Origin of the sequence: Haloferax sp. Atlit-6N, assembly GCF_003383195.1 — an archaeon.
In the GTDB taxonomy this organism is placed as follows: Archaea; Halobacteriota; Halobacteria; order Halobacteriales; family Haloferacaceae; genus Haloferax; species Haloferax gibbonsii.
The window spans coordinates 1-446 of the sequence record NZ_QEQJ01000369.1 but is presented as its reverse complement, the minus strand read 5'-3'; the positions used below and the strand labels follow the sequence as shown (position 1 = coordinate 446).

The 446-nt window shown below is 61.7% G+C and carries 1 protein-coding gene; it reads left to right on the top strand.

The window, feature by feature from the left end:
- Positions 1–103: 103 nt before the first annotated feature.
- A partial coding sequence (locus DEQ92_RS22800; RefSeq protein WP_394338726.1) for an SLC13 family permease occupies positions 104–446 on the top strand: 343 nt, incomplete at its 3' end.

The following is a 446-nucleotide window of genomic DNA, read 5'->3' as shown; positions in this document are numbered from 1 at the left end:
ACCGACTGCTCTCTCGTCGCTTTCGAAAATATTAATGATTCAGTTTCGCTAGAGCCGCGTATCAATGATATAGCTGGGTAACTCGCAAACGCAGAAGCGACTGATACTGTTCGCGGTCGCGATTCTCGGCACGGCCGTGATTGCGGCCGCGCCCTCGCCGGCGGGGCTCTCGATACGGGGGCAGTACGCGGTGGCGACGATGTTCTTCGCCGGCTTCCTGTGGGTTACCGGAACGCTCCCGCTGGCGGTGTCGGCGGTGTCGATTCCGTTCGTCCTGACGGCGCTTGGCGTGTACGACGACCTCGACACCGCGCTCGTCGGGTTCGCCGATCACCTCATCTTCCTGTTCATCGCGGGATTCATGCTGGCGAACGCGCTGCAGAAGTACGACATCGACCGCCGCATCGCGCTGTGGATGATGTCGAAGATGGGCTCGTCGCCGCGGC